This is a genomic window from Rhodococcus sp. KBS0724, assembly GCF_005938745.2.
In the GTDB taxonomy this organism is placed as follows: Bacteria; Actinomycetota; Actinomycetes; order Mycobacteriales; family Mycobacteriaceae; genus Rhodococcus_F.
In genome coordinates this window covers 4199497-4222863 of the sequence record NZ_VCBX02000001.1, presented here as the reverse complement: position 1 = coordinate 4222863, position 23367 = coordinate 4199497, and the positions used below count along the sequence as shown (strand labels likewise).

General features: G+C 61.5%; 23 protein-coding genes and 1 tRNA gene. 19 read left to right on the top strand and 5 right to left on the bottom strand.

Annotated elements, in window-relative coordinates; all coding sequences use genetic code 11:
• Positions 1-104 precede the first annotated feature (104 nt).
• From FFI94_RS19470 to FFI94_RS19410, 13 genes are all read left to right on the top strand, one after another.
• Positions 105-788 carry an alpha/beta hydrolase gene (locus tag FFI94_RS19470; RefSeq protein ID WP_138869279.1) on the top strand — a complete coding sequence of 228 codons (684 nt, stop codon included), beginning with the start codon at positions 105-107 and terminating at the stop codon, positions 786-788.
• On the top strand, positions 785-2089 hold the full coding sequence (locus tag FFI94_RS19465) for an NAD(P)/FAD-dependent oxidoreductase (protein WP_138869278.1): 1305 nt from the start codon (positions 785-787) through the stop codon (positions 2087-2089). Before FFI94_RS19470 ends, FFI94_RS19465 begins: the two co-directional genes overlap by 4 nt.
• Positions 2086-2847, top strand: coding sequence for a DUF1365 domain-containing protein (locus FFI94_RS19460; RefSeq protein WP_138869277.1), 762 nt, complete (start codon positions 2086-2088; stop codon positions 2845-2847). The genes FFI94_RS19465 and FFI94_RS19460 overlap by 4 nt, the downstream gene beginning before the upstream one ends.
• Positions 2844-4112 carry a cyclopropane-fatty-acyl-phospholipid synthase family protein gene (locus tag FFI94_RS19455; RefSeq protein WP_138869276.1) on the top strand — a complete coding sequence of 423 codons (1269 nt, stop codon included), beginning with the start codon at positions 2844-2846 and terminating at the stop codon, positions 4110-4112. Before FFI94_RS19460 ends, FFI94_RS19455 begins: the two co-directional genes overlap by 4 nt.
• On the top strand, positions 4109-5356 hold the full coding sequence (locus FFI94_RS19450; RefSeq protein ID WP_138869275.1) for a cyclopropane-fatty-acyl-phospholipid synthase family protein: 1248 nt from the start codon (positions 4109-4111) through the stop codon (positions 5354-5356). The genes FFI94_RS19455 and FFI94_RS19450 overlap by 4 nt, the downstream gene beginning before the upstream one ends.
• Positions 5344-6123, top strand: coding sequence for a DUF1295 domain-containing protein (locus tag FFI94_RS19445; RefSeq protein WP_138869274.1), 780 nt, complete (start codon positions 5344-5346; stop codon positions 6121-6123). The genes FFI94_RS19450 and FFI94_RS19445 overlap by 13 nt, the downstream gene beginning before the upstream one ends.
• A 50-nt stretch (positions 6124-6173) precedes the next feature.
• On the top strand, positions 6174-6551 hold the full coding sequence (locus FFI94_RS19440; protein WP_138869273.1) for a CrcB family protein: 378 nt from the start codon (positions 6174-6176) through the stop codon (positions 6549-6551).
• Positions 6548-6892, top strand: coding sequence for a fluoride efflux transporter CrcB (gene crcB / locus FFI94_RS19435; protein ID WP_138869272.1), 345 nt, complete (start codon positions 6548-6550; stop codon positions 6890-6892). Before FFI94_RS19440 ends, crcB begins: the two co-directional genes overlap by 4 nt.
• Before the next feature lie 56 nt (positions 6893-6948).
• Complete coding sequence (gene pgm / locus FFI94_RS19430) at positions 6949-8586, top strand: phosphoglucomutase (alpha-D-glucose-1,6-bisphosphate-dependent) (protein WP_138869271.1); 1638 nt, start codon at positions 6949-6951, stop codon at positions 8584-8586.
• A gap of 42 nt (positions 8587-8628) precedes the next feature.
• A complete protein-coding gene (locus FFI94_RS19425) occupies positions 8629-9840 on the top strand; it encodes an MFS transporter (RefSeq protein ID WP_138869270.1) in 1212 nt (403 codons plus the stop codon).
• Between the two features lie 9 nt (positions 9841-9849).
• Positions 9850-10338, top strand: coding sequence for a MauE/DoxX family redox-associated membrane protein (locus FFI94_RS19420; RefSeq protein WP_138869269.1), 489 nt, complete (start codon positions 9850-9852; stop codon positions 10336-10338).
• Positions 10339-10398: 60 nt separating this feature from the next.
• A complete protein-coding gene (locus FFI94_RS19415; protein ID WP_138869268.1) occupies positions 10399-11136 on the top strand; it encodes a DsbA family protein in 738 nt (245 codons plus the stop codon).
• Between the two features lie 148 nt (positions 11137-11284).
• A tRNA-Ala gene (locus tag FFI94_RS19410) sits at positions 11285-11357 on the top strand.
• Between the two features lie 58 nt (positions 11358-11415).
• On the opposite strand, the gene FFI94_RS19405 is transcribed toward FFI94_RS19410, so the two are convergent.
• Positions 11416-13977 carry an alpha/beta fold hydrolase gene (locus FFI94_RS19405; RefSeq protein WP_138869267.1) on the bottom strand — a complete coding sequence of 854 codons (2562 nt, stop codon included), beginning with the start codon at positions 13975-13977 and terminating at the stop codon, positions 11416-11418.
• A 256-nt stretch (positions 13978-14233) separates the two neighbouring features.
• Between FFI94_RS19405 and FFI94_RS19400 the strand changes: the two genes are divergently transcribed.
• From FFI94_RS19400 to bluB, 3 genes are read left to right on the top strand one after another with little or no spacing between them, the layout of a single operon-like run.
• Positions 14234-14794: a lipocalin family protein gene (locus FFI94_RS19400; RefSeq protein ID WP_397495573.1), complete on the top strand. Its 561-nt coding sequence runs from the start codon at positions 14234-14236 to the stop codon at positions 14792-14794.
• A gap of 34 nt (positions 14795-14828) precedes the next feature.
• The gene (locus FFI94_RS19395) at positions 14829-15851 is read left to right on the top strand and encodes a GTP-binding protein (RefSeq protein WP_138869265.1); all 1023 of its coding nucleotides are present in this window, start codon (positions 14829-14831) and stop codon (positions 15849-15851) included.
• The gene (bluB, locus tag FFI94_RS19390; RefSeq protein ID WP_138869264.1) at positions 15848-16477 is read left to right on the top strand and encodes a 5,6-dimethylbenzimidazole synthase; all 630 of its coding nucleotides are present in this window, start codon (positions 15848-15850) and stop codon (positions 16475-16477) included. Before FFI94_RS19395 ends, bluB begins: the two co-directional genes overlap by 4 nt.
• A 15-nt stretch (positions 16478-16492) precedes the next feature.
• On the opposite strand, the gene FFI94_RS19385 is transcribed toward bluB, so the two are convergent.
• The 4 genes from FFI94_RS19385 to glp form a co-directional block, all read right to left on the bottom strand.
• Positions 16493-17917, bottom strand: a complete 1425-nt coding sequence (locus FFI94_RS19385) for a DEAD/DEAH box helicase (protein ID WP_185993256.1) — start codon at positions 17915-17917, stop codon at positions 16493-16495.
• A gap of 232 nt (positions 17918-18149) precedes the next feature.
• Entirely contained in the window at positions 18150-18563 is a 414-nt protein-coding gene (locus FFI94_RS19380) for a molybdenum cofactor biosynthesis protein MoaE (RefSeq protein WP_138869263.1), read from the bottom strand.
• Positions 18556-19566, bottom strand: coding sequence for a bifunctional molybdenum cofactor biosynthesis protein MoaC/MoaB (gene moaCB, locus FFI94_RS19375; protein WP_138869262.1), 1011 nt, complete (start codon positions 19564-19566; stop codon positions 18556-18558). The genes FFI94_RS19380 and moaCB overlap by 8 nt, the downstream gene beginning before the upstream one ends.
• Before the next feature lie 38 nt (positions 19567-19604).
• Positions 19605-20804 carry a gephyrin-like molybdotransferase Glp gene (gene glp, locus FFI94_RS19370; protein ID WP_138869261.1) on the bottom strand — a complete coding sequence of 400 codons (1200 nt, stop codon included), beginning with the start codon at positions 20802-20804 and terminating at the stop codon, positions 19605-19607.
• 117 nt (positions 20805-20921) lie between these two features.
• Here glp and moaA point away from each other — a divergent pair, with 117 nt between their 5' ends.
• The 3 genes from moaA (at position 20922) to FFI94_RS19355 (ending at position 23367) form a co-directional block, all read left to right on the top strand.
• Positions 20922-21980 carry a GTP 3',8-cyclase MoaA gene (gene moaA / locus FFI94_RS19365; protein ID WP_138869260.1) on the top strand — a complete coding sequence of 353 codons (1059 nt, stop codon included), beginning with the start codon at positions 20922-20924 and terminating at the stop codon, positions 21978-21980.
• Positions 21973-22230 (top strand): MoaD/ThiS family protein, encoded by a 258-nt coding sequence (locus FFI94_RS19360; RefSeq protein WP_260684208.1) that lies wholly within the window; start codon positions 21973-21975, stop codon positions 22228-22230. The genes moaA and FFI94_RS19360 overlap by 8 nt, the downstream gene beginning before the upstream one ends.
• A gap of 363 nt (positions 22231-22593) precedes the next feature.
• Positions 22594-23367: a hypothetical protein gene (locus FFI94_RS19355; protein WP_138869258.1), complete on the top strand. Its 774-nt coding sequence runs from the start codon at positions 22594-22596 to the stop codon at positions 23365-23367.

Here is a 23367-nt window from a genome sequence, read left to right as displayed (position 1 = left end):
GGGGGTACCGACAGATTGCGAAAAGCGTCCCCGCGGGGACGCCTCGCCATGAAAAGAAATCCTACAAATCCCATCCGCGGGGTTTCCGGCGCCGAATGCCCTATATGACGCTTCAGCATCGGCCGCAGCACCGGGAAGAGCAGCACCGGGAAGATCAACACCTCACGGTAATGGTTCTGCCCGGTGGGAAGGTCGCGAGTCACCGTCGTTCGCGAGCCTGGCATCTGTCGAACCTCCGGATGCGTCCCTTCTCGGTGGCACTTCAGCAACGTGGATTCGATGTCACGCCGGTCAGATATCGCACACGCGGGTGGAATGACGCTGAGCAGAGCCCGGTTGCAGATGCGCGACACGTGCTCGATTCGATCAAGGCGGGAAACTCTGACGCGAAGGTCATTCTGCTCGGACATTCGATGGGTGGACGGGTAGCCGCTGCCCTGTCGGGTGATGCGGCCGTCGTAGGCATCGTTGCATTGGCTCCATGGTGGCCGGCGGGGACGGAAGTTCGACCGCGGCAGCGTTGCCCACTGCGGGTAGCGCACGGCACGGCGGATCGCTGGACTGACCCGGATATCTCGAAAGCAGTCGTTGAACGAGCACGAAGATCCGGTCTCGATGCCGAATGGATCGGCGTCGAGGGTGCTGGGCACTTCATGCTGCGACGGGCATCGCTGTGGCATCGACTGGCGGCAGATGCGGTCTCGGAAATGGCAGCAGTTTCGGATACGGCAGCAATTTCGGATACGGCAGTGGAAACAACCGAAGCGAAGGCAGGAGAACGACGATGAATTCGGGCAGACGGAGTTCGGCAAGTTCTGACAAGCGCAAGGTTGCTGTCGTGGGCAGTGGAGTCGCGGGATTGACTGCGGCCTGGGTTCTCGGCAAGGACTCAGATGTGACTCTGTACGAGGCAGATTCGCGGCTCGGTGGCCACGCAGACACGCACGCGGTGACGGATCCCGAAGGTCGCAACTTCGCTGTTGATACCGGCTTCATCGTGCACAACGACCGCACCTATCCGACGCTGTTGAGATTGTTCGCCGAACTGGGCGTCGTGACACAGGAATCGGACATGAGTATGTCTGTCCGCTGTGAGGGTTGTGGTCTCGAGTATTCCGGCGGACAGGGGTTGCGCGGGGTCCTGCCAACACCTGGACTGCTGGTGAACGGCAGCTTTCTTTCGATGTTGATGGAGGTCAAGAGGTTTCATCGACGAGCCCGTGCGGTGCTCGCGCGGTCCGATGCATCGACACCCGATGAGACGTTAGGTGTTTTCCTGCGAAGCGGCAGATTCTCCGACTATTTCACCGCTCACTTCATGACCCCGCTGGTGTCCGCGGTGTGGTCGTGTGACCCGTCGGCGGCTCTCGAGTATCCGGCGCGGTACCTCTTCGCGTTCCTCGATCACCACGGCATGCTCACTATCTCCGGTTCGCCGACGTGGCGGACGGTAACCGGTGGTTCGGTCGAGTACGTGAAAGCAGTGGCACAGAGCATCAGTGCCGTTCGGCTGAGCACGCCGGTTCACGCCGTGTATCGGCACGCTGATTCAGTCGAGATTCGTGGCGGAGATGATCAACTCGAGACCTATGACGCCGTAGTGATCGCGACGCATCCCCAGCAAGCGCTGAAGATTCTTGCCGATCCGACGGCCACGGAGCACGAGGTCCTCGGCGCGATGCCCTATTCGATCAATCACACCCAATTGCACACGGATGAGAGTGTGCTGCCTGATAATTCGAATGCGCGGGCATCGTGGAACTACTACCTGCCGCAGTGTGATGCGACGCCCGATCACGTGCTCGTCAGCTACGACATGACCCGGTTGCAACGCCTACCGGAGACCGGTCGACGGTACATCGTGACTCTCGGGGGCAAGGACATGATCGCTCCGGATTCCGTCATCGATCAGATGACCTACGAGCACCCGCAATACACGCCGATTTCGGTTGCGGCACAGAGTCGCCTGCCCGAGCTCGATACGAATGTGCTTGCTTTTGCCGGGGCGTATCACGGGTGGGGTTTCCACGAGGACGGTGCATTGTCGGGTTTGCGCGCGGCTGAGCGTGTGGGTGGGCGATGGTCATGAGCACCCCCGCCCCGCCGATTACTCCGTCGATCGTTCACACCCGGATACGGCATGTGCGATCCGCGCCGATGCGCAACGAGTTCGAATACCGGAGCTACAGTTGGCTGGTCGACGTGGACGCGCTACCGGTACTTCCGAAACCGTTGCGTCCTTTGGCTCGATTCGATGCGGCCGATCACGTCGGAGATTCAACCGCATCCTTGCGGGCCAATGTCGAATCCTTTCTTGACTCACGCGGAGTCTCCTTTGTCGGTGGGCGAATTCTGATGCTCGCGAACGCTCGGGTCCTCGGTTATGTCTTCAACCCGTTGAGCGTGTTCTGGTGCCTCAATGACGATGGCGCCGTGCGCTGCGTGGTGGCTGAGGTCCACAACACCTACGGTGAACGGCACTGCTACCTGCTCGAGACCGACGACGCCGGTTCGGCCCGCACGGCGAAGGAGTTCTACGTCTCGCCGTTCAACGACGTGTCCGGCGAGTACCGGATGAGATTGCCGCTGCCCAATGATTCGGTGCAGTTGTCGATAGTTCTCACCAGGCCGGATCAGGCCCCCTTTACAGCGACAGTACGAGGGAGATGTGTTCCGGCTACCGCGGGCGCGATAATTCGAAGTGTCCTCGCGATTCCGCTCGCGCCACTAAGAGTGTCCGCGCAGATTCGATATCAAGGGATTCGGTTGTGGTCCAGACGGTTACCGGTAGTTCCCCGGCCGCATCATCAACCGCCGCATCATCAACCGCAGGAGGCAGTGCGATGACTACGATCCTTCGTAGTGCCGAGGCAGAGCGCTGGCCGGGAGTCACCACTGTCCCCAGTGGCCTCAAAGTGCGGGTGGCGTCGCCGGTCGCGAGAGCGCTGTTTCACAAAGCTGTTGCGCGATTGCCGCTGCGTGTGCAGATGCCTAGTGGTGAGTTTTCGGGCGGCGGTAGCCCCGATTCGCCGTTGATGGTGATTCATCGTCCGGATGACTTTGCTGCTCGGGTGGGCGACAGCGGTCTGATCGGATTCGGGGAGTCATACATGGCTGGCGATTGGGAAGCCTCCGATCTCACCGCAGTCCTGGAAGTTTTTGCCTCTCGGGTAGCGACATTGATTCCTGACTTCTTGCAGCGGCTACGCGGCCTCTACATTCCCAAGCAGCCTCGTAGTGAGCGAAATTCGACGCAGAACACCCGTTCCAATATCGCGCGCCACTACGACCTCTCGAACGAGTTGTTCGAATTGTTCCTCGACGGCACAATGACCTATTCCAGTGCCCTGTTCGACGATCTGTCGGTGGGGGATTCCCCGTCGTGGGACGTGTTCGCTGCGGCGCAGCACCGCAAGATCGATCGCCTACTGGACGGGGCGGGCGTCGGCCCTGGTTCGCGATTGCTTGAAATCGGTACGGGCTGGGGAGAATTGGCGATCCGAGCTGCCCAGCGCGGTGCAACGGTTCGTTCAGTGACGTTGTCGGTGGAACAGCAGGAATTGGCAGCCAAGCGGATAAGCGCTGCGGGACTGGCGGATCGCGTCCAGATCGACCTTCTCGACTATCGGCAAGTGCGGGGGGAGTACGACGCCGTGGTGTCGGTCGAGATGATCGAGGCTGTCGGCCACCAATACTGGGGAAGCTACTTCCAGAAGATCGACTCTCTATTGGCGCCGGGCGGGCGCGCCGCGATCCAAGCAATCACCATGCCGCACGATCGAATGTTGGCTACCCGCAACACCTATACCTGGGTTCACAAATACATCTTCCCCGGAGGCTTCCTGCCGTCTGTGCGGGCGATCGAGGACGTCACCGAACGCATGACCACTCTTCGTGTGCGTGAACGAATGTCGATGGGTGATCACTATGCGCAGACGCTCCGCTTATGGGATGAGAGGTTCAGCGCCCGTGCGGATGAAGTTGCAGCGCTTGGATTCGACGATGTATTTGCCCGCATGTGGCACTTCTATCTCTGCTACTCCGAAGCGGGTTTCCGTTCCGGATATCTCGACGTTCAGCAAGTAATTCTCGATCGGAGGAACCAGCGATGACAGGTACTGCGATCGCCGAGCGGTTGGCTGAGCTCCTCAGTCCGGCTGTCGGCGGTGAACTTCCGGTGCGGTTGACTGCGTGGGACGGCAGTGTGGCAGGGCCGGTCGATGCGCCGAAGGTGACGCTCCACAGCGCAAACGTGCTTCGGCGGCTGTTGTGGAATCCCGGAGAGTTGGGTGCGGCGCAGGCCTATGTTCTGGGCGAACTCGACGTCGACGGCGATCTTGGCGAAGCACTCACGCATGTGTGGAAAGTGTCCGCCGAGCGTGGTCTGGGGCCTGTCACTCCGACGCCGTCGGTCATCCTCGCGGCGGTGAGGGCCGCGAGATCCTTGGGGGTGTTCGGACGCCCGTTGCCACCGCCGGTGTCGCAGGCGCGCGTCAAGGGCCGCTTGCACAGTGTGTCGAGGGATCGGGCGGCAATCGGTCATCACTACGACTTGTCGAATGACTTCTACTCGCTGATCCTGGACGAGAATATGGCGTATTCCTCGGGATACTGGACATCCGACGCACCGGATTACACTCTCGACGACTCTCAGAAAGACAAGCTTGACTTGGTATGCCGCAAGATCGGGCTCGATCGGGCGCGCGGGCAACGCTTGCTCGATGTTGGTTGCGGGTGGGGTTCGCTGAGTGTGCATGCTGCTCATGAGTACGGCGCCCACGTTGTCGGAGTGACGATTTCGGCGGAGCAGAAGGCGTTTGTCGACGCGAGGATCCAGTCGCTTGGCCTCGAGGATCGGGTTGAGGTCCGATTACAGGACTACCGCGAGATTCCGGACGGACCGTACGACGCCGTCGCGTCGATCGAAATGGGCGAGCATGTCGGCGAGGACAACTATCCGACGTATGTGAAAGCGCTGCACGACAATGTGGTCGAGGGCGGGCGCGTGCTGATCCAGCAGATGTCGCGTACCGGGGCTCATCCTGGTGGCGGACCGTTCATCGAATCCTTCATCGCACCCGACATGTATATGCGTCCGGTCGGGCGCACCGTGGCGATGATCGAGGAGGGTGGGCTGGAAGTGCGTGACGTTCAGGCACTTCGGGAGCACTACGTGCGGACAGTCGACGCGTGGATCGAGACGTTCGAATCCAATTTCGATCGTGTGGTCGAGCTGGTCGGTGTGGAGGTCGCGCGGGTGTGGCGCCTGTACTTCGTCGGCGGTGGCATGGCGTTTCGTGACGGGCGGATGGGTGTGGATCAGATTCTCTCAGTGAGGCCGTTATGTCTACGATGACGCTTGGTTCGATGATGCTTGCGAGCTTCGTGGCCGTTGTTGTCGTGATAGCGGTGACTGCGGCGATCGGGATACGGATCGGCCGGCACAATGTTGTCGACGTGTCCTGGGGTGTGGGTTTTGTGGTCATCGCCGCAGTGTCCGCAGTTGGCGGTGCAGGTGATCTGTGGCGCCGACTACTGATGCTCGTGTTGGTAGGTATCTGGGGCCTGCGGCTGGCGTGGCATATGGCGGTGCGTTCACGGGGTAAAGGTGAAGATCCTCGGTACGAGCAGATGCTGGGAAAGGCGTCTGGCAGTCGAACTCTGTATGCGATACGGAAAATATATGTGACGCAAGGTATCTCCCTGTGGTTTGTGTCGCTGCCGATTCAGGTGTCCGCGGTGTCGACAGGCGGGTTCAACTTGTTGGTGCTCTTGGGCGTTGTGTTGTGGCTGGTCGGAGTGACGTTCGAGGCAGTCGCCGATCGTCAGATGGCCGAGTTCAAATCCGATCCCGGCAGTTACGGGCACATCATGGATCAGGGACTGTGGGCGTGGACGCGTCATCCCAACTACTTCGGTGACGCCTGTGTGTGGTGGGGGATATTCCTCGTCGCGGCCTCGGTGTGGCCAGGTGTGTTGACGTTTCTTTCGCCGGTCGCGATGACGTACTTTCTTGTATTTGCGACCGGCGCGCGACTTCTCGAGAGGCACATGGCGCACCGTCCCGGTTATCGTGAGTACCAGGAGCGGACGAGCTACTTCATTCCTCGGCCGCCGAGATAGAGCCCAGATAGAGCCGAGACAGATCTGGCTCGATCGAGTGAGGAGCGCGAATGAGTGAGCTTGGCTTGCCTGCGGCCATCGGGGCGGTGGCTGCGGGTGGTGCACTCGGAGCGCTGACGAGATACGGGTTGGGCGAGTGGTTTCCACATATCTGGACCACTCTCGTGATCAACGTCGTCGGTTCGTTGATCCTCGGAGTGCTTGCGGCGCTGCTGATTCACGACAAGGTCTGGTACATCTTCCTGGGTACGGGTTTCTGTGGTGGCTTCACGACGTTCTCGTCGTTCGCGGTTCACGCGGTTACCGAGAGTCCGATGCGATCCATTCTGTACGTTCTCGGCACCTTGGTTCCGGCGATCCTGGCCGCAGCGTGGGGCAAGGCCATCGGCGAGCGCTGGATGCGTCGTCGTGAAGGGGTGGCGGTATGACGGTTCTCCTCGTGGCGATCGGCGGCGGCGCCGGTGCGACCGGCAGGTACTTGCTCGCGAAATACGTCCCGGCATACAGAGGATTTCCGGCAGCAACATTCATGGCTAACGTCCTGGGTTGCTTTCTCCTCGGATTGTTCACCGGCGCAACACTCTCCACAGCTATGGCGGCACTGCTCGCGACCGGGTTCTGCGGCGGTTTGTCCACGTACTCGACGTTTGCGACCGAAAATGTCGGCATGTTGGACAAGCGTCAGACGGCGCTGTCGCTGGTGTACATCATCGCCAGTCTTGTCGTGGGACTGAGCGTCGCCTGGTTGGGAATTCAGATCACAGGGTAGAGAATGAGCGGCAGTCGTGTCGGCCGTGTGGTCGACCACCGGGCTTAGGGGGATTCGTGGCGCACGAACGAGCAGGACAGGTGGCGCAACCACAGGATTTGGTCGACGTACCGCACTTGGTTTCTGCGTATTACACACGAACACCCGATCCTGAGGATCCGATGCAGCAGGTGCTGTTCGGGACGTCGGGGCATCGCGGTTCCAGCCTTGACAGTGCCTTCAACGAGGCGCATATTCTGGCGACGACGCAGGCGATCGTGGAGTATCGCGCATCGCAGGGCATTGACGGGCCGTTGTTCATCGGCCGCGATACGCATGCGTTGTCCGAGCCGGCGTGGCTGTCCGCGCTCGAAGTCCTTGTTGCCAATGACGTAGTGGTGCTGGTGGATTCGCGCGACGCCTACACCCCCACGCCCGCCGTGAGTCACGCGATTCTGCGATACAACTCCACCGCGCCCGAAGCCAAGGCCGACGGCATCGTCGTGACGCCTTCGCATAATCCGCCGCGCGACGGCGGGTTCAAGTACAACCCGCCCCACGGTGGCCCCGCAGATACCGATGCCACGTCGGTCATCGCAGACCGTGCCAACCAACTGCTTCGCGACGGTCTTGCCGGCGTCCGGCGCGTCACGACGGAACAGGCGCTGGCCAGGGTCGAGCGATACGACTTCCTGCGGTACTACGTCGACGACCTGCCCTCTGTGCTCAACCTCGACGCGATTCGCGACGCGGGTATCCGCATCGGCGCAGATCCGCTCGGCGGCGCCAGTGTCGACTACTGGGGAGCCATCGCCGAGACTCATCACCTCGACCTCGAGGTCGTCAATCCTCTGGTCGATCCGACCTGGCGATTCATGACGCTCGACACCGACGGCAAGATTCGAATGGATTGCTCCTCGCCTGACGCGATGGCGTCGTTGATCGGTATTCGGGATCGCTACGACATCGCCACCGGAAACGATGCCGATTCCGATCGCCACGGAATTGTCACCCCCGACGGCGGTTTGATGAACCCCAATCACTATCTGGCCGTTGCCATCGAATATCTCTTTGCGAACCGTCCGAAGTGGGCAGCCGGCACGAAGGTGGGGAAGACCCTGGTCAGTTCGTCGATGATCGACCGCGTGGTGAACGGACTCGGGCGGGAGCTCCTGGAGGTACCCGTCGGCTTCAAGTGGTTCGTGCCGGGGTTGCTCGACGGTTCGGTCGGGTTCGGCGGCGAGGAAAGCGCGGGAGCGTCCTTCTTGCGTCACGACGGCTCGGTGTGGACGACAGACAAGGACGGCATCATTCTTGCGCTGCTCGCGTCCGAAATCACAGCGGTGACCGGCAAGACGCCGTCGGCGCACTACAGCGCGCTGACCGAGAAGTTCGGTAGCCCGGCCTACGCCCGCATTGACGCGCCCGCCAGTCGCGCGCAGAAGGCGGTCCTGGCAAAACTGTCACCGGAGCAGGTCACCGCGACGGAACTGGCGGGGGAGCCGATCACCGCGGCGCTGACGGCAGCGCCGGGGAACGGCGCCGCAATCGGCGGTTTGAAAGTGACCACCGAGAACGCATGGTTTGCGGCCAGGCCGTCGGGAACCGAGGACGTGTACAAGATTTACGCCGAGTCGATGAAGGGCGCCGAGCATCTGGCTCAGGTTCAGTCGGCGGCGAAGGACTTGGTGTCCGGTGTCTTGAACGCGAACTAGCTCGCGGCCCGCTCGTGTCGCCCGGCTAGAATCCCGGGCGACATGAAAACTCGCGCAGCCAGGCTGCCACAGGAAATCTGGGTGCTGGTTTCCGCCAGCTTCGTCATCGCTCTCGGATTCGGCATCGTCGCCCCGGCGCTACCGCAGTTCGCTCGCAGCTTCGATGTATCGGTTACGGCCGCCACAGTCGTCATTTCGTCGTTTGCGTTCATGCGCTTGGTATTTGCGCCGATGAGCGGCACCTTGGTGCAGAAACTCGGCGAGCGCCCGGTATACATCTTGGGACTGTTGATCGTCGCCTTGTCCACCGGAGCGTGCGCGTTTGCGCAGGAGTATTGGCAACTGCTGCTGTTCCGGTCACTCGGCGGTATCGGTTCCACCATGTTCACGGTGTCGGCGCTTGGCCTGCTTATTCGGATGTCGCCGCCTGACCACCGGGGACGCGTATCCGGTCTATATGCAACGAGCTTCTTGATGGGCTCGATTACCGGCCCGATATTCGGCGGCGCCTTGCTGCAGTTCGGCTTGCGGATGCCGTTCCTCATTTATGCGGCGACGCTGGTCATTGCTGCCGCTGTGGTTTTCTTCAGTCTGCGCGGTTCACATCTCGCGTCGCCGGACAAGGGCGCGTCGATCACACCGATGACATTGGCGGAAGGTCTACGCTCCCCGGTCTACCGCGCTGCTCTGGGCTCGAACCTGGCATTCGGTGGTGTCATCTTCGGCGTCCGCGTTGCGATGGTTCCGCTTTTTGTCGTTGAGTCTCTCGGGCGCGGCGACGCGGTAGCCGCGTACGCGCTGGCAGTTTTTGCGGTCGGAAATGCTCTGGTTCTGACCTTTTCAGGTCGGCTCTCGGACAAATACGGGCGCAAACCCTTTGTGCTCGCGGGACTGCTCGTCTGCGGCGCGGGAACGATGGCGATCGGATTCACGCACAACCTGGTGGCGTTTTTCGTGATTGCCGCCGTGACGGGTGCGGGTTCCGGTTTGATGAGTCCGTCGCAGCAGGCCGCGGTTGCCGATGTTGTCGGATCCAAGGCGCGTGGCGGCCCTGTGCTGGCGGTGTTCCAGATGATGTCCGACGTCGGCGGTGTGGTCGCGCCGATCTGTGCCGGCCTGTTGGTTGAGCACTTCTCGTACTCCGTGGCTTTTGCCGCAATGGGCGCTGTGGTGATCGTCGCGAGCGTGGGTTGGCTGCTAGTGCCGGCGAAGGCTGTGGCCGCAAAAACCGTCACCTCGGAAGTCCCTCTGTAGGCTCGACCCGTGGCTATTCGCATCGTGAGTCTTGTGGCCCGCTTGGGTTTGGCAGCCGTGTGGCTGATTTCGGGTGGCATCAAATTCCTCGATCCGGTTCAGACGAAGATTGCTGTCCGGGCGTATCAATTGTTGCCGGAGAGTCTCGTCGGCCCGGTGGCGATGGCAATGCCGTTGGTCGAGATCGTTCTCGGATTGCTGCTGCTCGTAGGCCTTGCCGTACGAGCGTCGGCCGCGGTGTCGGTGCTCATGCTTGTTGTGCTCATCAGCGTGATCATCTCGGTCTGGGCCCGCGGATTGTCCATAGACTGCGGCTGTTTCGGGGGTGGTGGCGCTGCCGACGTCGACGCGTGGGACTACCTGACCGAGATCCTGAGAGACGTCGGGTTCCTTGCGTTGGCTCTGTGGTTGTGTTTCTTCCCGCGGTCACCGATCGCATTGGGACAGGGATCACGTACCGCATTCTCAGTTGAAGCACAGTCTTCAATGGCAAGGTGAGTACCCGGGCAAGGTAACCCCTCGGTAAAATCGTTTCGACGCACGAAGGACTGCATCAGCGTGAGCGCCAAGAACAACAAGTACAAACCGGAACCGGTGTCGAGTCGGTCCACCTACATCATCGGTGGTCTCGCCGTCCTGGTGATCGCAGCCCTCGTCATCGGCGGCATCCTGTGGCAGTCGAGCAAGAACGAGGTGCAAAACGACGGCTACGGTTCGGTTCAGAACTCCGAGGTGGTTGTCACCGTGGAGGACAACGGTGTCGTTCTGATCGGGAAGCCGGACGCACGTACCACTCTCGATATTTTCGAAGATCCACTGTGCCCGGCGTGCGCCGCACTCGAGCACCTGAGTGGACAATCGGTGTCGGAAGCGATCGACACCGGTGACGTGGCTGTTCGCTATCACATGCTCAACTTCCTCAACAGGGCTTCGAGCAGCGGTGATTACTCCACTCGCGCCGGCGCGGCATTGCTGTGCGTCGCGCAGGATGGCAACGCGATTGCCTACTCGAATCTGCACACCGCACTCTTCGCGCCGGACAACCAGCCGGCTGAAGGTGGCAAGAGCGATCACACCAACGACGATTTGGCTCGGATAGCCGGCGAAGCCGGTGCATCGGATGCAGCCACCGCCTGCATCTCCTCTGGAGCCAACGTGGAGGCCGCCGCGGCCAACGCTGCTGCAGCGAGCGAAGCGCTCTCCGCAGCCGGCGGAACGGGCACCCCGACGGTTGTCGCCGAGGGCAAGATCGTCAGCACCAAGAACAGCGATTGGGTTTCGCAGTTCGCTTCCTGAGCAGTGTGCGGCCGCTCTGAAACCCGGAGCGGCCGCACCGGCTTGACCAGGCGATTTGTTGCTCGCCGCGCAAGTGGTGTAACTTTCTTCAAGCAAGCGGCAAGCAGAACAACCGCCTGCAAGATTGATGCGAGAATGAACTGAATACGGGGCTATGGCGCAGCTGGTAGCGCACCACACTGGCAGTGTGGGGGTCAGGGGTTCGAGTCCCCTTAGCTCCACCCACAAGAAAAGCTCCTCACTTGCGAACATTCGCGAGTGAGGAGCTTTTCTTATTTTCTATGCCCGGATTCGCCAGGGACGGGACTGCTGCGGAACCAACGCGCGCTCGAGTGCCTCGCCGGTAGCTACGGCGTACGGGGCCCGCAGAATGTCTTCGTGCGAGCCGGCAACATCCTCGAAGGTGATCTGGCCGGTAGCAATGGCCGACCAGTCGTGCGCGTCCTGTCGGTTGCCGTCGCCCCGGATGACCACAACCGAACCGCGATACGGGCTGGGGGTGTACTTACGTAGGGACGCCAGACCGCGATGGTAGAAGAGATACCACTGCATCGACGGGTCGAATTGCATGATGCCGGCAACTTGGTACCGGAGCCAGATACCCAGAACCGACTTTTTCGATGTCTGGGCTCGGGCATTCAGCACCGGCTCGGCAGCGTCCGATGTGGCCTGCGGCTCGGCGGTGTCAGGCCGCGGCCCGAGCATGTTCTCCCGCAACCGAGTGTCCAGAATGACAACCTGTTCGACAACTTCGCCTTCCGCGTGGAGGCGATTCGCAATCTCGAGGGTGACAAACCCGCCGTGGGAGTAGCCGCCGAGCGCGTACGGCCCGTGCGGCCGGACCTTCCTGATCTCGCGGATGTATCGGTCGGCCATCTTGGTGACGGTGCGATCGGGGAGGCCGCGAGATTCCATTCCGTGTGCTTGCAGCGCGTACACCGGTCGATCGCCGGACATGGCCTGTACCGTCGCGAGAAAGCTCAGCGCCGGCGCACCGGCACCGGTGATCAGGAAGAGCGGAGTCTGGGAACCGCTTGTCGAAAGTGGAACCAGCACAGACGCTCGACCCTCGTCACGCTTCTTGTTGCAGAGCATCGCGTCGACGAGTGCGGCGAGTTCCCGGATGGTGGTGGCGCCGGCAAACTGGGCGCCGCTGACAGTGACCAGTACAGCGGCCCGTAGCGCGGTGAGCATTTCTGCCGCAGCGAGCGAATCTGCGCCGAGTGCAAAGAAGTCGTCGTCGCGATCGAGTGATTCGATCCCGATGATCTTGGACCAGATGATGGCGACCCGAAATTCGGTGATGGTTTCGAGAGTCGGCGTGGCGGTTGAGGCGGCGACGGGCGCCGGTGCGGGCAGTGCGTTGCGGTCGACTTTGCCGCGTTCGTTACGGGGGATCGAGGCCAGCATGATGATGTGGCGTGGAACCATCCAGCCGGGCAGGCGCTGAGACAGTTCGCGTCGAATTTCTGCCGGCGACAGAGCAATTCGCTGTGAATCGCTCACCACATATGCGCAGAGTTCCGGATGGTCGTTCTCGGTGCGGACGACGACGGCCGCGTCGACGACGCCGCCGACAGCGCGGAGGGCGACGTCGACTTCGGTGGGTTCGACAAGGTATCCGCGGATTTTCACAGCGTCGTCTAGCCTGCCCTTGAGCTGCAATTCGCCATCGCTGTCGATGCATCCGCGGTCGCCGGTGCGGTACAGGCAGATACCGTCGTCGAGTTGCGTGAATCGTTGTGCTGTCCGCTCCGGGTCGCCGTGGTAGCCGTCGGCCAGGTCGCTGGAGATGACATGGATTTCGCCGATCTCGCCGTCGGGCAGTTGGTTGCCCTCGGAATCGACGATCCGGACGTCCTTCCCGTCGCGCGCCCGACCAGCCGGGATGATGCCCTGCGGGAAGGTGGCGTTGGGAGGAAAAGCGTTGTAGGCGACGACACCCGTCTCGGTGGTTGCCATCCAGTTGACGTAGGTCGCGTCTGCGAATCCGCGATCACGATGGCGTTGGTAGTCGTCGCCGTGAACTGCTTCGCCGTAGGTGACGACAACGCGTAGCGAGCTTTCGGGATCAACGCCGGGTTGGGCAGTATCTTGTTCCGTCCACGCCCGCAGGAACGACGGTGCGCAATGCGCGGTGGTGATCGTATTTCTGCGCATCCAGTGCTCCAGGTTGGATGTGCCGTCGACGCGGGGATCCCAGCAGTACACGGTGACGCCGTTCATCAAACCCATGATCAGTGCGGTGATGCCTGCGCCGAAGCTGACGGGCAGGAGATTGCCGATGTGATCGTCGGGTCGCAGATCGATGGCCGCAGCAAGCTCGTCCGCCTTGTTCAGGCACATCGAGTGACTGAGCACTACTCCTTTCGGCGCGCCGCTGGTGCCGGAGGTGAAAGCGATCATGGCGGGATCCGAGCTGAGCGACTCGAGTGCGTTGCCGAACCGGAACGGTGTGGCCGCGGCGTGATCGAGGACTGTGCTGATGGGAACCGCACCGGACGTGGACAGGATGTGCTCGCGCCTCGCGGGCGGAAGTTGTGGGTCGATCATGACCAGTGGGCGACCGGAAATCAGCGTCGCAAGGAGTTGGACAACGGCCTCGGCAGTGGGGTCGAGCTCGACAGCAATCGGGCAGCGGCCGTGTGGTCCGCGAATATCGAGTTCACGAGCGAGGGCGTCTGCGCGGACTTCGAGGTCGGCGAAGGTGATTTCATCGCGTGGGGTGACGATGGCAACGGTGTCGTGCTGCATCGAGGTGACGCGGCGCCACCGGGATTCGATTGTCTCGTCGATGACGGCGTACCTCGTCCGTTCCAGCCCTAGGTCGACAACGTTCATGTCTGACGCTCCGTTCCAACTTCCAGTTACCTACTGGCAAAGAGTACAGAAGGTTGGGTACTAAGGTCTATAACAAACTAAAAGTAGTTTTCCACCCGGCCAATCCGCGCGACCAACCGCTCCGAATGTCAGGTAGAGCAATCCGCGGGCGGGTTGTCGGACTTTGTCGAAACTAGCGGGAGGTAGCACTATGAACTGGTCGGGGAGATGTGCCATTGCGGTAGCCGGGGCGAGTGTCGGTGTGGCCATGATGGCTATGCCGGCGCACAGCGCACCGCTGCAAGGGGGGACGTCAGCGGAATTGTGGGAACCGTTGCAGCCTGTCGAGAAGCTGGATGTCGAACGCTACGTCGGTGACTGGTACCAGTTGGCAGCTGTGCCGCAGCCCTTCAACCTGATGTGCGCCAAGGACACTCAGGCGCGGTACGAGGTGCTCGATGCGTCGAATGTGAGTGTCCGGAACACCTGTACAACCTGGGCTGGGGACCAGAGCGGCATTGCCGGTAATGCGCGAGTTACCGATACTCAGTCCTCTGCGCAACTGCATGTCAGTTTCCCGGGCGTGCCTTTTCAGGACGGATTGGACGGGCCGCCGAACTACGTCGTCACCTACATCGCCGACGACTATTCGTGGGCACTTGTGGGTGACCCGCTTCGAACGTCAGGGTTTGTACTTTCGCGTTCACCCGCAGTCGACGGCGCGGGGTGGAGTGAGATACGCCGAGTGGCCGAGAGTCGCGGGTACAACGCGTGCACGATCGTGACGTCACCGACAACCGAAGGCAAGAAGGAGATTCAGCCGCTCTGCACGATCTGACGGCCCGCTAGGATTGCCAGGTGGCTAGGACTTCTTGGTGAAAAAACAGATTCCCGTGATCGTCGTCGCAGGATTTCTGGGTTCGGGAAAGACGACGCTGCTCAATCACCTTCTGCACAACAACAACGGCGTACGCATCGGGGTGATCGTCAACGACTTCGGTTCGGTCAACATCGATTCGATGATGGTGGCCGGCCAAGTCGACTCGACACTCTCACTCAGCAACGGGTGCCTGTGCTGCGCGGTTGATGTCTCCGACATGGACGAGATGCTCGACAAGTTGGCGCACAGTCAGTCCGAGATCGACGTCATCGTCATCGAGGCCAGCGGACTGGCGGAGCCGCGCAACATGATCAGGTTGGTCCTGGGCAGCGAGAATCCGCGGGTTGTGTACGGCGGTCTTGTTGTTGTTGTCGACGGGGCCAACTTCCGTTCGACCCGCAGTACCCATCCCGAACTCGACCAGCACGTCGGGTTGGCGGACCTGCTGGTGGTGAACAAGATCGACTGCGTCGACTCGGCGGAGCGCGAGGCCTTCACGGAGGTGATTCGTGGGCTCAACCCCCGAGCGCCGATTGTGGATACCATTCACTCGCGGGTTGACCCGGCACTGCTGTTCGATTTCGCGGCTGCGCCGCAGCCGCTACCCGGTCAACAAATGAGCCTCGACGAACTGCTGCGCGACGATCATCACGACCACATCCACACCCACTACGAGGCCGTCGATTTTGTGTCGGACACAGCCCTCGACGCGCGCGCTGTCACACGATTTCTCGAGAACCAACCAGCGGGTGTGTACCGCATCAAGGGTTTCGTGAACTTTGACATCCGCGGGTACACAGGCAAATTCGAAGTGCAAACCGTCGGCGATCACGTGCGGATCACACCACTGCGGTGGAAGGCCGGCGAGCGACGGACCACGCAGTTGGTGGTGATCGGTAGCGGCATGGACAGTGCCGTCGTCAGGGACACGTTGAATGATTGCATTCGCGTCGAGGGAGTCGAGTTGCACCCCGATGCGATGCTGGGATTGCACCGCTATACCGTCGGAGCGTGAGTGAATCAGCTGTATCTGTGTACGAAGCGATCCGGCGCCGACGCGACGTGCGGGCAGAGTTTTCCGGTGAGGTTATTCCTGACGATGTGCTGATGCGCATCCTCGGCGCGGCCCATCGAGCGCCGAGCGTCGGCAACACACAGCCGTGGGATTTTGTGGTGGTCCGAAATCCGGACACGCTCTCGACGTTTGCCGCGCACGTCGCGGAGGCGAGAGTGAATTTTGCGCAGTCCCTGCCCGAGGATCGGCGCGAGACGTTCGACCCCATCAAGATCGAGGGGATCACGGAGAGTGGAACCGGGATCGTGGTCACCTACGACCCCTCGCGCGGCGGCCCTAACATTCTCGGCCGTCACACGGTCGACGACACCGGCCTGTTCTCCGCCGTTCTCGCGATCCAGAACCTGTGGCTGGCCGCGGTCGCCGAGGACATCGGCATCGGATGGGTGTCGTTCTACGACGAGGAATACCTCACCGAACTGATGAACATTCCGGCTCCGGTGCGGCCGATCGCGTGGCTGTGCATCGGGAAAGTGACTCAGTTCCAACAGGTTCCGGATCTCGAGCGCTTCGGATGGAAACAGCGCCGGCCATTGGCCGACGCTGTCCACTTCGAAACCTATTGAGTTGTCGGCTCGCAGTTAGCGGGCTGCGGGGCGTCCACCGGTGCGGGCCCGGCCTGCGCCGCCGGAACGAGCGCCACGTGACTGACCGCCCTGACCGCTGCGAGCCTGACCGCCCTGACCGCCCTGACCGGAACGTGCCTGGCCGCTACGAGCCTGACCGCCCTGGCCCGAACGTGCCGGGCGAGCTCCGCGGCCGCCGCCCTGCGGTGCCACCGGAGTCTTGGGCGCGGGGGTGACATGCGGTGCGATGTCGCCGACGAGCTTCACGACGTGCTCGGAATTTGCAGTCGATCGAACCGGCGTCACCTTGATAGCTGCCTTACGCATGAGGATCGCGAGATCTTTGCGCTGCTCGGGCAGGACAACGGTGACCACGTCACCGGCGCTACCGGCGCGAGCGGTACGGCCACTGCGGTGCAGGTACGCCTTGTGCTCGGCCGGGGGATCGACGTGCACAACCAACTCGACGTCATCGACGTGAACGCCGCGAGCGGCGACGTCGGTGGCAACGAGAACGCGAGCCTCGCCGGCAGAGAATGCCGCAAGGTTGCGGTCGCGGGCAGCCTGCGACAAGTTGCCGTGCAGATCGACGGACGGGATTCCCGACTCGGTGAGCTGGCGAGCCAACTTACGAGCCTGATGCTTGGTGCGCATGAAGAGGATGCGTCGGCCGGTGCCGGACGCAAGCTTCTCGACGAGTGCCTTCTTCGCTTCGGCGCCGTCGACGTCGAACACGTGGTGCGTCATCGCGGCGACGGGGGAGTTGGCCTCGTCGACGGAGTGCATGACCTCGTTCTTGAGGAAACGCTTGACGAGCTTGTCGACGCCGTTGTCCAAGGTGGCGGAGAACAGCAGGCGCTGGCCGTCGGCCGGAGTGGACGAGAGAATGCGGGTGACGACGGGAAGGAAGCCGAGGTCGGCCATGTGGTCGGCCTCGTCGAGGACGGTGATCTCGACGGCGTCGAGGCTCACGAACTTCTGCTTCATGAGGTCTTCGAGGCGACCGGGGCACGCGACGACGATGTCGACTCCGGCCTTGAGTGCCTGGACCTGACGGTGCTGCGAGACGCCGCCGAAGATGGTGGTGACGCGCAAGTCGTAGGCCGTGGCAAGCGGCTCGAGGGTTGCGGTGATCTGGGTGGCGAGCTCGCGGGTCGGTGCGAGAACCAGTCCGAGTGGGCGGCCCGGACGACGCTTGCCGCCGGCCAGTTCGCCCGCGAGGCGCGAGACCATCGGGATGGAGAAGGCAAGCGTTTTGCCGCTGCCGGTCTTTCCGCGGCCCAGGACGTCGCGACCCGACAGAGTGTCGGGGAGGGTGTCGATCTGGATCGGGAAGGGGGAGGTGATTCCGCCGTCTTCGAGAGCCTTGACCAGCGGCGGACGTACACCGAGGGAAGCGAAGGTAGCGGTAGTCGTGGTGACAGTCGAGGTGTCAGACAAGTGTGTTCAGAGCCTTTCGGGGCACTTTGCGTGCCCGGATGCCGACACGGCAAATAGCCGGTCTGACAATCAAGCACAGTGGTGGCGGCGCTGCCGGTCGGCAGGCTTCTTCGCCGTAAGAAGTTCGGGTGCGTTAAGCACTCTTCGCGAACTGAAGTTGCGTTCTTTCGACGCTGGGTGCCCACTTTCGGGCACCTAGTGATGTCGAGTCTACCCGGACGCCGCGGCCTCTCTACAACCCGACCCACTCGGAAACGCCGTTGGCGAAGCGCTGACGCTTCCAGATCGGCACTTCCGCCTTGATTCGTTCCACCAGTTCGGCGCACGCTGCAAATGCTTCCGCGCGATGTGGGGCAGCAACTGCGGCAACCAAAGCATGATCGCCGATCTCGAGATGCCCGACGCGGTGAATCGCGGCGACGGGTAGGCCGGTGGACGCTGACACTTCCTCGCAGCAGGTACGCAGAAACCGTTCGGCGTCGGGGTGTGCCTGATACTCGAGGGCTGAAACAGCTTGGCCGCCATCATGATTGCGCACCGTGCCGGTAAAGACGACAACAGCGCCGTTCTTCGGTCCGGCGACGGCCGCATCCACCGTGGCGGCCTGAATCGGATGTTCGGAAATTTTTGCGAGCAGTTCACTCATCGTGCATTCCTCCGCCTGCAACCTGCGCGAGCAAGTGATTGATGATGGGGTCGAGGACGGCAAGACCGTCCTTCACGCCGCCCGGAGATCCGGGAAGGTTGACGATGACAGTGCGCTCTGTGAGTCCTGCCACTCCGCGGCTCAGCGACGCGTGCGGGGTCTTTTCGAGCCCCTTTGCGCGGATCGCTTCTGCAATTCCCGGCAGTTCGCGGGTGAGAACGGCGAGCGTCGCTTCCGGCGTGGCATCAGTCGGGGAAGCGCCGGTTCCGCCGGTACTGATGATCAAGGCCGGCGAACCGGTTTTGGCGTCGTCGATGCCCGCGGCGATGTCGGCGTCGGCGTAGACCAGTGGGCCGCGCACCTCGAAATCGCGATCCCGGAGCCATTGTTCGATGGCCGGACCCGTTGTGTCCGGGCGGGTCCCAGCGGCGCCACCGGTAGACGCGACAAGGACTGCCGCTGAGCGTGTGGTGTCGAATGTGTGCGGGGCAGTGCTGGATTCAGGTGCAGTGCTGGATTGGGCGGGGTTCTGATTCTCGCGGGTCCAATGTCCGCGTTTGCCACCGTCTTTGGTGAGCAGTCGGACGCCGTTCATGGTGGCGGCCGGGTCGATGGCCTTGACCATGTCGTGCAACGTGAGCCCGGCCACGGCAACCGCTGTCAGGGCTTCCATTTCGACGCCCGTCTGTCCGCGAGTCTTTGCCGTCGCTTCGACGGTGATCGAGGTCTCGGTGAATCCGAACTCCACTTTGACGGACGACAACGCGAGTTGGTGACACAGGGGTATGAGTTCGGATGTCTTCTTTGCGCCCGCAATTCCGGCGATTCTTGCTGTCGAGAGGACATCGGCTTTGGGCATGCCGTCGGCCCGGACAAGGCGGATGACCTCTGGGGTGGTGACAAGTTCACCTGCGGCCACCGCAATGCGCGTCGTCTCGGCTTTTGCGCTGACGTCGACCATGCGGGCGCGGCCTTCACCGTCCACGTGTGTCAATTCGGTCATTAAAAGTCCTTACCGTCCTTATTCAGTTCCAGCCATATTTAGTTCCACGCAGAGAGTGGAATGACGTCCACTGGCGCTCCGGCATCAAGTTCGGTGACGTCGGCCGGAATGTCGAGAAGTACGTCTGCCCAGGCCATCATGGCAACAAGATGCGACCCGGCGCCGGACACCGGCTCGACGCCTTCGCCGGAGCGTCGTCCGCGGAGGAACTGGCGCTTACCGGGGATCGATCGCAGCGCGGTGGTCAATGCACGACGTTCGGATGCGACGGGAGGCAGACCTGCGGCGCGTCTGATGTTCTCGCGCGCAAATACTTCGAATGACACCATCGTGCTGACCGGATTTCCCGGGAAGCTCAATATCGGCACTTCGTTGACAACGGCGGTGCCCTGCGGGCCGCCAGGCTGCATCGCGACGTGACCGAACCGAGCGCCCAAGGGCTGCAGCGTCTCCTTCACGACCTCGAAATCGCCCATGGACACGCCGCCGGAGGTGAAGACGAGATCAGCGACAGATGTTGCATACGAGAGTAATTCGCGGAATATGGCCGGATCGTCTGTGCTGCGTGCAACGGATACGACGTCGGCTCCGTTGGCACGAGCCAAGCTTGCCAGGGCGGGCCCGTTGGAGTCGTAGATCTCGCCAGGGTTGAGTTGTGTTCCCGCGCTTTTCAATTCGGCGCCCGTGGTGATGACGGCAACCCTCGGCGGAGTGTAGGTGGTGACTGTTGCTGCGCCGACGGCCGCGAGTGCCGCGATGTGCCGCGGTTCCAGTCGAGTGCCTTCTCGAGCGAGGAGCATGCCCGCAGTGATGTCGCTTCCGCGTTCACGGACGAACTCTCCGGCGGTGCGTCCACGGTTGATCGTGACTGCGTGCTCCGACGTGCCGGTGGTGTCCTCGACCGGAATGATGGTGTCTGCGCCCTCGGGAATCGGCGCGCCGGTCATGATCCGAAACGCCGAGCCTGCGAGGTGTTTCGGGGGAGTGCCACTGCCGGCCGCGAGAACTCCTCGCACGGCGAGCGTGACGGGAACCTGGCGCACAGACTGCGCGTCGACCGCGTAACCGTCCATCTGCGAATTGCGGAACAGCGGAAGATCGACAGGGGACGTGACGTCTGCCGAGACTATCGACCCGAGTGCCTCGGTGAGGGGCAGGGACGTGGGCGCCAAAGTGTGCAACGCGGCCAATAGTCCTGACACGTGCGCCTGATGGTCTTCGACGGAATGTGCGCTCACAGCGATTGCCTCGACATGGTCCGATTCTAGATGGTCTGATTCCAGGCGGAGTGATCCGCGTGACACGTCGCATCGTCCGTTGGGCCATACTGGAGTGATGTGGAACCTGGTGCAGCGATGACTCCGGTTGTAGTGGGGATCCCCACTGTCCGTGGCGATTCTGCGTCAATGGCCGGACGTCCCGAAACCGATGTGTTGATCGACAAGTTCGGGCGGGTTGCTCGTGACCTCCGGATCTCGATAACCGAAAAGTGTTCGCTGCGTTGCACATATTGCATGCCGGAGGAAGGCCTGCCGGTCATTCCCGCCGAAGACCTGTTATCCACCGAAGAAATTGTTCGCGTAGTTGGTATCGGAGTCGACCGTTTAGGCATTCGAGAAGTTCGTTTTACCGGCGGGGAACCGTTGATGCGCAAAGATCTCGAGAAGATTATCTCCGGTTGCGCCGAGCGAGTTCCCGGGATTCCTTTGGCGATGACAACAAATGCCGTCGGATTGGAACACCGTGCCGCGCAATTAGCGACGGCCGGCTTGACCCGTGTCAATGTGTCACTCGATTCCGTGGATCGCGCGCATTTTGCCGAATTGACGCGTCGGGACAGACTACCGTCGGTGTTAGCAGGAATTCATGCCGCTGCGCAAGTTGGTCTGGCTCCATTGAAAGTGAACGCGGTTCTTATGCGCGAAACATTGAGTGGGGCGGCGGAGCTACTCCAATGGTGTGTGGACGCCGGCGTGGAATTGCGATTCATCGAACAGATGCCGCTCGACGCCGATCACACGTGGGCACGAGAGAACATGGTGACTGCCGAGGAACTGCTCACGGTATTGGGTACACGGTTCACGTTGACCGCGATCGGCCGTGAAGACCCCAGTGCGCCCGCCGAGGAATGGAGTATCGACGGCGGCCCGGCGACAGTGGGAATTATCGCCTCGGTGACTCGATCTTTCTGCGCCGACTGCGACCGCACACGTATGACGGCCGAGGGAACTATTCGTTCCTGCTTGTTCAGTGATCGTGAAGTGGACCTGCGGGCAGCACTGCGGTCGGGTGCTGGTGACGATGAGATCGCTGACCTGTGGCGGGGCGCAATGTGGAACAAGTGGGCAGGTCATGGGATTGCGGCAGAAGGATTTGTGCCGCCAGAGCGAAGTATGGGTGCAATCGGTGGCTGATTCGGAATCGATCTCGGTGAGGTACTTCGCTGCAGCAGCAGACGCTTCCGGGTGCCGCAGCGAAACTGTAGTGCTGCCGCATTCGAGCACGCTCGCCGAACTTGTTGCTGTTCTGTCCGACAAATACGGATCCGATATGAAGCGTGTGTTGTCTGTTTCCGCCTTCCTTGTCGGTGAGGAATTGACGCGTGACATCGACCGCGTCGCGGGACCCGAGGTGGACGTCTTGCCACCTTTTGCCGGTGGCTAGCTCGGTCGGCCCAAAAAATCACTGAAATCTTTTGTCGTGTACTTTCGATTACAGATACCGACCTAAATGATGAGATCGGATGTCCTAATAGTCTGAAAATGACGAGTCTGCCTGATCCCCGTTTTCGTTTCTTTGTGCTGGTCAGCGCAGTTTGTCGCGGTGTTCGACTGAAATTTGATTGCAGCTCCGATTAGTTGGAATTGTCTGAATGAATTCGTACTTTTGGGGGATGTAACGTTCTTGGCATTCAAGTAGAAGTCATTCAAATGAATGACAAAGGACATTCTGAGCCAATATCTTCATCCAAATTCATGTGTTACCTTTTGTCGTAATTCCCCCCCGTAATTGGTGAAAGGTACTTACATGTCCCGCAATTCCACGCGTCGTCTCGGCCTCGCTTTTGCCCTCGTAGGCGCAGCAGCACTTACCGCTCCGGCACTTGCCGGAGCGACCACGGGCTCACTCGGTTCTTCCGATGCTGCCGGCTTCACCTGCTCGGCACTCTCGACCGAGGCAACCCCCGATGGTTGGGGTATTCCGTTCGACGATGAAAAGAATCAGCTTGCTTTCTATTCGGACACCAAGGTTCTCGATGAGGATGGCTCGCTGAAGCTGGATATCGTCAAGGCCTCTCCCGACAACCGTTCGGCGTGGTACCACTCCGCCGGTTCGATCCCGCTCGCTGACGCCGTCAAGAACGAGATCGGTTTCGCGGAGAAGGCCGCCACGTCGCAGACTTCGTTCCAGTTGCGTCTGACCGGCACCACCAACCCGGCTGCGGGCGAGAACGGCTTCGCGACGCTGTACTGGGTCGCAAACGGAAACGACTCCGTTGACACCACCACCGGCGGTACGCACGCCAACATCCAGAACGGCAAGTGGATCAGTACCCGCGACATCGAGGGTGCTCCCAAGAACGTTCCGTCCGATCTGGACGACATCATCGCAGGCAACCCGGGTGCCACGATTGAGCACTACGGCGTGAGCGTCGGACGCGGCGAAATCGGCACCTCCACTCACGTCGACGCCGTGAAGTTCAACGGCTGCACCACCAACTTCGCCAAGAACGATCCCGAGACGAGCACCGGCTCCCTCGGAAGCCTGGGCAACATCTTCGGCAGCCTCTCGGCCAGCTGA

Excerpts from the sequence above, each read along its gene's own strand:
- FFI94_RS19470 (WP_138869279.1), top strand. The coding sequence starts at position 105 with ATGACGCTTCAGCATCGGCCGCAGCACCGGGAAGAGCAGCACCGGGAA.
- FFI94_RS19465 (WP_138869278.1), top strand. The coding sequence starts at position 785 with ATGAATTCGGGCAGACGGAGTTCGGCAAGTTCTGACAAGCGCAAGGTT.
- FFI94_RS19460 (WP_138869277.1), top strand. The coding sequence starts at position 2,086 with ATGAGCACCCCCGCCCCGCCGATTACTCCGTCGATCGTTCACACCCGG.
- FFI94_RS19455 (WP_138869276.1), top strand. The coding sequence starts at position 2,844 with ATGACTACGATCCTTCGTAGTGCCGAGGCAGAGCGCTGGCCGGGAGTC.
- FFI94_RS19450 (WP_138869275.1), top strand. The coding sequence starts at position 4,109 with ATGACAGGTACTGCGATCGCCGAGCGGTTGGCTGAGCTCCTCAGTCCG.
- FFI94_RS19445 (WP_138869274.1), top strand. The coding sequence starts at position 5,344 with ATGTCTACGATGACGCTTGGTTCGATGATGCTTGCGAGCTTCGTGGCC.
- FFI94_RS19440 (WP_138869273.1), top strand. The coding sequence starts at position 6,174 with ATGAGTGAGCTTGGCTTGCCTGCGGCCATCGGGGCGGTGGCTGCGGGT.
- crcB (WP_138869272.1), top strand. The coding sequence starts at position 6,548 with ATGACGGTTCTCCTCGTGGCGATCGGCGGCGGCGCCGGTGCGACCGGC.
- FFI94_RS19425 (WP_138869270.1), top strand. The coding sequence starts at position 8,629 with ATGAAAACTCGCGCAGCCAGGCTGCCACAGGAAATCTGGGTGCTGGTT.
- FFI94_RS19405 (WP_138869267.1), bottom strand. The coding sequence starts at position 13,977 with ATGAACGTTGTCGACCTAGGGCTGGAACGGACGAGGTACGCCGTCATC.
- FFI94_RS19400 (WP_397495573.1), top strand. The coding sequence starts at position 14,234 with ATGCCGGCGCACAGCGCACCGCTGCAAGGGGGGACGTCAGCGGAATTG.
- FFI94_RS19380 (WP_138869263.1), bottom strand. The coding sequence starts at position 18,563 with ATGAGTGAACTGCTCGCAAAAATTTCCGAACATCCGATTCAGGCCGCC.
- moaCB (WP_138869262.1), bottom strand. The coding sequence starts at position 19,566 with ATGACCGAATTGACACACGTGGACGGTGAAGGCCGCGCCCGCATGGTC.
- moaA (WP_138869260.1), top strand. The coding sequence starts at position 20,922 with ATGACTCCGGTTGTAGTGGGGATCCCCACTGTCCGTGGCGATTCTGCG.
- FFI94_RS19355 (WP_138869258.1), top strand. The coding sequence starts at position 22,594 with ATGTCCCGCAATTCCACGCGTCGTCTCGGCCTCGCTTTTGCCCTCGTA.